9 protein-coding genes are annotated in these 7014 nt (G+C 64.3%); all 9 read right to left on the bottom strand.

Annotated elements, in window-relative coordinates:
• Positions 1 to 134: 134 nt before the first annotated feature.
• Positions 135 to 1187 carry an AI-2E family transporter gene (locus tag DGA31_RS26885; protein ID WP_109514566.1) on the bottom strand — a complete coding sequence of 351 codons (1053 nt, stop codon included), beginning with the start codon at positions 1185 to 1187 and terminating at the stop codon, positions 135 to 137.
• 74 nt (positions 1188 to 1261) lie between these two features.
• Complete coding sequence (locus DGA31_RS26880) at positions 1262 to 2077, bottom strand: DUF4892 domain-containing protein (protein WP_161959234.1); 816 nt, start codon at positions 2075 to 2077, stop codon at positions 1262 to 1264.
• A gap of 139 nt (positions 2078 to 2216) precedes the next feature.
• Positions 2217 to 3068 carry an alpha/beta hydrolase gene (locus tag DGA31_RS26875; protein WP_109514565.1) on the bottom strand — a complete coding sequence of 284 codons (852 nt, stop codon included), beginning with the start codon at positions 3066 to 3068 and terminating at the stop codon, positions 2217 to 2219.
• Positions 3065 to 3874 carry an alpha/beta fold hydrolase gene (locus tag DGA31_RS26870; RefSeq protein ID WP_109514564.1) on the bottom strand — a complete coding sequence of 270 codons (810 nt, stop codon included), beginning with the start codon at positions 3872 to 3874 and terminating at the stop codon, positions 3065 to 3067. Before DGA31_RS26870 ends, DGA31_RS26875 begins: the two co-directional genes overlap by 4 nt.
• Positions 3875 to 4009: 135 nt before the next feature.
• Positions 4010 to 4381 carry a hypothetical protein gene (locus DGA31_RS26865; RefSeq protein WP_193551528.1) on the bottom strand — a complete coding sequence of 124 codons (372 nt, stop codon included), beginning with the start codon at positions 4379 to 4381 and terminating at the stop codon, positions 4010 to 4012.
• Positions 4382 to 4500: 119 nt separating this feature from the next.
• Entirely contained in the window at positions 4501 to 4944 is a 444-nt protein-coding gene (locus DGA31_RS26860; protein WP_056837263.1) for a hotdog fold thioesterase, read from the bottom strand.
• Positions 4945 to 4988: 44 nt separating this feature from the next.
• Positions 4989 to 5447, bottom strand: a complete 459-nt coding sequence (gene sixA, locus DGA31_RS26855; RefSeq protein WP_109514563.1) for a phosphohistidine phosphatase SixA — start codon at positions 5445 to 5447, stop codon at positions 4989 to 4991.
• Complete coding sequence (locus DGA31_RS26850; protein WP_421958012.1) at positions 5444 to 5734, bottom strand: DUF4389 domain-containing protein; 291 nt, start codon at positions 5732 to 5734, stop codon at positions 5444 to 5446. The genes sixA and DGA31_RS26850 overlap by 4 nt, the downstream gene beginning before the upstream one ends.
• An 87-nt stretch (positions 5735 to 5821) precedes the next feature.
• Positions 5822 to 6847 carry an NAD(P)H-dependent glycerol-3-phosphate dehydrogenase gene (locus DGA31_RS26845; protein ID WP_109514561.1) on the bottom strand — a complete coding sequence of 342 codons (1026 nt, stop codon included), beginning with the start codon at positions 6845 to 6847 and terminating at the stop codon, positions 5822 to 5824.
• Positions 6848 to 7014: the final 167 nt, after the last annotated feature.

Below are 7014 nucleotides of genomic sequence, written 5' to 3'. Positions count from 1 at the left end.
AATCTGCGAAACGCTACAATTTCATCGCTGTGAACACATGCAAAATCTGAGAAATGCCACAAATTTACGACTGCTGACGCAGCCGGTCGCGGGCAAGCGCGCTCCTACAAGGCTGAGTCAATCAGCGGGGTGTTTCAGGGTTGATGAGGGCGCTTGCGGCCTTCCTGGACCCAGTCGGTCAGCAGGCTGTAGGCCACTGCCAGCAGGGTCGGGCCGATGAACAGGCCGATGAAGCCGAACGCCAGCAGCCCGCCGAACACCCCCAGCAGCACGATCACCAGCGGCAGGTTGCCGCCACGGCTGATCAGGTAAGGCTTGAGCACGTTGTCGACGCCGCTGATGATGAAGGTGCCCCACCCCCCCAGGAAGATCGCCATGCCGTATTCGCCCTGCCACACCAGCCAGGCTGTGGCAGGGATCCAGACCAGCGGCGGGCCCATGGGAATCAGGCTGAACAGGAAGGTCAGGATGCCCAGCACCAGGGCACCGGGAATGCCGGCAATCAGAAAGCCGATCAGCGCCAGGATCGCCTGGGCGGCGGCGGTGCCGATGACACCGTTGACCACCCGCTGCACGGTGCCGGCCACCAGGTCCAGGTAATACTGGGCGCGCTCACCAATCAGCCGTTCCAGCAGGCTGAGCACAAAGGCCGCCAGGCGCGGGCCGTCGCGGTAGAAGAAAAAGGCAAAGACGATGCTCAGGGTCAGCTCCAGGATGCCGCCGCCGATCTGTGCGCTGCGGGCCAGCAGCCAGTTACCGACCTGCCCCAGGTAGGGCTTGACCGTGGCCATCATGGCCGCGCCCTGCTCGTCGATGGTGTTCCAGAACCCCACCAGCCGCTCACCGACGATGGGAATGCCGGCCAGCCAGGTGGGTGGGTCCGGCAAGCCATCGACCTGCACATCACGAATGAAATTGGTGGCATCGCGCACATGGTCGGCCAGGTTGAAGCCCAGCCAGACCAGGGGAGCGGCGACCAGCAGCAGCCAGCACAGGCACATCACCGCGGCGGCAATGGTTTCATGGCCCTTGAACAGGTGGGTCAGCAGGCGCATCAGTGGCCAGCTGGCAAAGGCCAGCACCGCGCCCCAGACCAGTGCCGACCAGAACGGCGCCATCACCCAGACACAGGCACCCAGCAGCGCCAGAAGCAGAATCTGCACCAGCAGACGATCGTTATTGAACATGGAGTCGCTTACCGCAAAGGATCAGGAAGATGAAGCATAACGGGCGGGCATGACAGCCGTCATGCCCGTCCCGCTCAACGAATGACTTCCAGGACCAGGCCGGGCTTGTCGGCGGTGCCGGTTTCCAGGCGTGCGGCGCGTACGCCTTTGGCGACCAGCGCCTCGCGCCAGGCTTCAGCCTGGGCACCGGAGACCGTCACGCGCAGGCTGCTGTCGAGGTTCAGGCTGCGGGCCAGGACACTGGCCCAGGTGTCTTGCGGCTCGCCCTTGAGCCGGGCCAGGACCAGCTTGCCACGGGTCTTGAGCTGGCGCAGCAAGGTGCTCGAGGTGGGCAGGATGTCGCCCAGCGGTGCGGCAGCCACCAGTTGCTCGACGTGCAGGTAGGCGCGCCGGTTGCCCCGGGTAATGCTGTACAGCGCCACCAGCGTGTCCTGGTCCGGCTCGGCCAGGCGCAACAGCAGGTAGGCCTGGCGCTCATCGGCACCATACAGGCGGGCATTGCCGAACACCTGGTTGGCCCACAGGCTGCTTTCACCGCAATCACGGGCCTGGCACCAGAACAGCAGTTCGGCGTCCTTGGCCTGCAAGGCTTCACGGGCGGCGGTAAAGGCATCGTCGGCGCTGTGGCCGGCGGGGAGTTCATAGGTCACCGAACGCAGCGGGCCACGCGCAGCAACCTGGCCGTCGTAGCGCAACTGGCCACTGATCTTGCGAATGGCACCCAGCGGGTAGATACGCTCCTGCTCGGTCTCGGGACGGTGATCGACAATTTCGGTGTCGAGCGGGCGTGGCAGGATCTCCAGGTCGCGGCTGCCGGGGACATCTTCGGCCAGCACCTGGGTCGACAAGGCCAGGCACAGGGATAAAAGCGGAACACTGAATGAACGCATGGCGGCCCTCATCGGCACGCTGCCCGGCAAAGGGCGAAAAAAAGGCCGCCACACGGGCCGGGATTCAAGACTGCAGGTTGATCCATCATGATTGACTCCTGTTTCAACCCGCCCAGCCTCGGCAGTTGCCCGCTGCAAGTCAAGAAATGGCGAAAAAGCGATTGAAACAGTCTGCAACAGAGGTCGCCCCCGCCGCGTCATCCAGATGCAGATGATGCCCGCCAGGCAAGGCCTGCACCTGGATCGGCAACTCGTTCAACAACGCCCGGTGCGGGGCCAGCAAACCATCGTCGGCGGCAATCAACAGGCCCGGGCAGGCCAGCCGGCGCACGAAGGCCATGGCCTGCAGCCAGGTAAAGCGCACCGCCGTCGGCACGGTCAGGCGACTGTCGCTGCGCCAGGTATAACCTCCCGGCACCGGCATCAGGCCACGCTGGGCCAACAGTTCGGCGGCCTCGCGGCTGACCGCCAGGCGCCCGCTCATGCGCGCCAGCACGGCTCGCTCCGGGTCGCGGTACACAGGCTTTTGCTTGTCGGCCAAGGTCAACTGTGCGCGCAAGGCTTCACCCAGGCGCTGTGGGGCGTTGTCGGCCTCATCGGTCAGGGGCAACAGGCCGTCGATCAGCGCCAGCCGCTCGACCCGCTCCGGCAGCGCACCGGCGAGCAATACCGAGATGATCGCGCCCAACGAATGGCCCAGCAGGGAAAACCGCTGCCAGCCCATCTGCTCGGCCACATGCAGCACATCGTGCGCATAGTCGGCCAACGTATAACCCGTGCCGGGCGGTCGATGATCGGAGTGGCCATGGCCGGCCAGGTCCAGTGCCACGATACGTAACCCGTGCAGGGCCGGGGCCAGGCGGGCAAAGCTGTTGGCGTTGTCCAGCCAGCCGTGCAAGGCAATCACCGGCAGGCCGTCTTCAGGGCCATACAGGTGCGCGGCCAGCTCGATATGGCCCAGGTTCAGGCGCACTTCTTCGACCAGGTTCATGCTTGCTCCTGTGGGTCGGCCGGCAGGTCCCAGCGCGCAAAGAGGGTCTTGAGCAGCCGCGCGGTTTCATCGGGGTGTTCAAGGGGAAACATGTGCCCGCCCGGCATGCTCAGGTATTCGCCACGGCGCAGACGCCTGGCCTGCTGACCGTGACGCGGCATGACCACCCGACTCTGCTGGCCACGCACCATGGCCAGCGGCACGTCCAGCGGCTGTGCGGCGCGGGGCCTGGCGTGCGGGATGCTGCGGTAAATGCTGATTTCTGTCGCCGGGTCGAAGCGCAGGCGCAGGTGTTCGCCCTCGGCGCGCAGGCCGTGTTGCAGGTAGGCCTCGAAACAGTCGGGATCGAAACGGCGAAACAGGCTCTTGCTGGCGAAATAGGCCCGCGCCGTCTCCAGGCTGTCGAAGGCCTCGCGCCGACCCAGGGTCCGACCGGCCGGCGTGATGCGGTCGATGAAACCAAACCGCTTGGCCGCACGGATCATCCACTGGTCGCCGGGCCCGAGCACCGGCGAGTCGAGCATCACCACGCCCCGGTACAGCGCCGGGCAGCGCAAGGCGGCGTGAAAATGCAGCAACCCGCCCAGCGAGTGGCCCACGCCCCAGACCGGCCCGGGCAGTGCATGCAGGTGGTGCAGCAGCTCATCGACCAGGTTCAGCCAATTGTCGTCGACCGGAAATCGCGGATCGTGGGCATGCTGGTCCAGGTGCATGACCCGATACTCCGGCGCCAGCGCTGCAAACAATTTGCCGTAGGTGGCCGAGGGAAAGCCGTTGGCATGAGCGAAAAACACCTGTTGCGGCATGTTGGCAGGTCCGGGAGCCAGTTCAGAGGGGATTGTGCGCACCTGGACAGGTCTGCCGCAATGATTGGATAGGCCATCGCAGAGGGCACTCCCGCCATGCTCGACAGGCATCGGGCGCTGGCAGGAGTGCGTGCCTTACAGCGTTTGGGTCACGCGATCGAGGCAGGCCTTGATATAAGCCACCTGGTAGCCAAGGGCTTGCTTGACCAGGATTTTGTCTGCTGGCTGCGGCCGGGCTTTCTTGATGCTCAAAACCATCGTTTTCATGGCTTTTACAACCTCATCAGCCCGCAGTTGGACATCCAGCAGCAATTGATTGGTCTGATCGACGGGATCTTCAGGACGGGGGACGAAACGCTTGGCCAGCGCCATGAACAAGGCATCGGCATCGTCGCGCAACTGTTGAAACTCGAGGGTTGTGACCCACTGATCGCTGTAGATCCTGCTCAGACGCTGTGCAAGCTCTTCGTGGTCATCAGGGGTGACATGGGTATCGGACTCGGTCATGGGGGGCTCCTTGATTAAAGCAAACGCTTCCTTGCGCAGGTCCACCCTAAACCAGGTCCGTCTCGCCCCACAACGATCAATCGAGCCCCGATCTGCCGCGACTTATAGCCAAACCGTACTCAGCGCGCCGGCGGCTCCTGCCCGTGCGGCACCACCGCCACGGTCAGGCGTGAAATGCAGCACAGCTTGCCTTCGTCGTTGCTCAGGCGGATGTCCCACACATGCGTGGTGCGGCCAATGTGCACCGGACGGACCACGCCGGTGACCCGGCCGGTGCGCACCCCGCGCACGTGGTTGGCGTTGACCTCAAGGCCCACGCAGAAGAATTTGCTGGCGTCGACCACCAGGTAGCTGGCCATCGAGCCCAGGGACTCGGCCAGCACCACCGAGGCGCCGCCGTGCAGCAGGCCGAACGGCTGGTGGGTACGATGATCGACGGCCATGCTGGCGGTCAGCGAGTCGTCGGTGAACGACTCGAAGCGAATGTCGAGCATTTCGCCGATGGTGTTGGGCTGGGCGGCGTTGAGCCGATCAATCTGGGGAGTATCACGCCATAGGGTCATGTGCAGTCCTTGATCTTGTCATTGTTTGAAGTCCATTACGGCGGCTAGTGGCTATGCCGGATGGCCGTGAGGCTCAGCCCGCCGGCCAGCATGAAGTTGCCGTCCAGTTCCGCCAGGCTGGCGGTGTCCATGGGCTGGGCATGTTGCAGGCTGCCGTGGGCCAGCAACCCGACCAGGCTGCCGACCAGCGGCTGATGGCTGACCAGCAGCACTTCGTCCAGCCCCAGCGCTTCGAGATGGCGCAGCACCTCGAAGGGCGGGCTGTCGGGGGTCAGCCAGTCGACGGTCAGTTGCGTGATGCCGGCCTGCAAGACCTCTTGCACCACGGCGGCAGTCTGTTGCGCACGCACATAAGGGCTGACCAGCACGCGCTGCAGGGGCCGGCCCTGCAGGTGGGCGGCACTGGTCATGACCTGTTGGCGGCCGACGTCGGTCAGCTCACGCGCAGCATCGCTGGCCGCCTGGGACTGAGCCTGGCCGTGGCGCAGGACCCACAGCTTCATGCCTTGGGTTCCTCATCGCGCACCGGGTGCGCAGCGGCCGGGATGATATGCGGTGCCTCGCCTTCAGGCGCACGCGGGGTGGGCCAATCGGCGAACGGCCAGGGCTTTTGCTCGGTGTTGAAGGTGCCGAAACGGCCGATCTGGGCCAGGAACTGGCTGAGGCTGTCGCCAAAGCTCATCAGGCTGGCACTGGGTGCGCCGTAGAACAACCGGTAGCCCAGTTGCAGCAGCACAACGCCCGCCAGGACAATCTCGGCCAGTTGCCAGACCAACAAAAACACCAGCATCCAGAGGATGCGCAGCACGATGGATTCACTGGATTTCACTTTCGAATCGTTCAAGACCTTCTCCCTGATCAGCGATGGGGCAGTACGTTAGTTGAAGCCGGTGGTGGAAATGAAGTCGACGTCGGTCTTGGCCTCGGCGCGCATCAGCGCTTCGATGACCTGGGCCAGGGTACGCCCCTCGAACAGGATAGCGTGCAGGCCCGCCACCAGTGGCATGTAGACCTTCAGTTCCTGGGCGCGGGCCTTGAGCACCTTGAGGGTGTTGACCCCTTCAGCCACTTCACCCAGGCGGGCCACGGCCTGCTCCAGGCTCAAGCCCTCGCCCAGGGCAAAACCGACCTGGTAGTTACGGCTCTTGGGCGACGAGCAGGTGACGATCAGGTCGCCCACCCCGGCCAGCCCCAGGAAGGTCATGGGATTGGCGCCCTGGCTGACGGCAAAGCGGGTCATTTCGGCCAGGGCACGGGTAATCAGCATGCTCTTGGTGTTTTCGCCCATGCCCAGCGCCACGGCCATGCCCGAAACAATGGCATAGACGTTTTTCAGGGCGCCACCCAGTTCGACACCGAAGCGGTCGGCACTGGCATACACCCGGAAGGTGGCCCCGTGCAGCGCGGCCTGGACGGTCTGGCACAAGGCTTCGTCTTCGCTGGCGACCACCGTGGCGGTCAAGGCGTGCTCGGCAATTTCACGGGCCAGGTTGGGACCGGACAGCACGCCGATGCGCGCCTTGGGCACGATTTCTTCAAGGATCTGGCTCATGAGCTTGAACGTCTGTGCCTCGATGCCCTTGGTCAGGCTGACCAGCATCTTGCCGTTCAGGCGTTCGACGTGCTCGGCCAGCACCGAGCGCAAGGCACTCGACGGCAGGGCGACAAAGATCAGTTCGCAGGCATCGAGGGTGTCGGCCAGCTCGGTGACAGGCTCTACACCGGGGAGCACCTTGATCCCCTTGAGGTAGCGCGGGTTTTCACGGTTATCGCGAATGGCCTGGGCTTGCTCGGGGTCGCGCATCCATTGACGGACCTGATGGCCGTTCTGTGCCAGCAGGTTGGCGATGGCGGTGCCGAAGCTGCCGCCACCAAGAACCGCTACAGGTTGCAGTGTGCTCATAAGACAATCCATCCGGGGCCAGCGATCTGGCAATGGCAGGCATTATACGGAGCGCTGGCGCCTCGGCCAGCGCCAAACGCACCCAAGCATGGCAGGCCATGGCGAAGTTGGCCTGCGGACAATGCACAAGTCCATGAAAATCGGCTTGATCTTGGTTACCATGCGCC

It is taken from the genome of Pseudomonas ovata, from assembly GCF_003131185.1.
GTDB lineage: Bacteria > Pseudomonadota > Gammaproteobacteria > Pseudomonadales > Pseudomonadaceae > Aquipseudomonas > Aquipseudomonas ovata.
The sequence above is the reverse complement of the archived record's forward strand: the minus strand, read 5'-3'. Positions and strand labels throughout refer to the sequence as shown.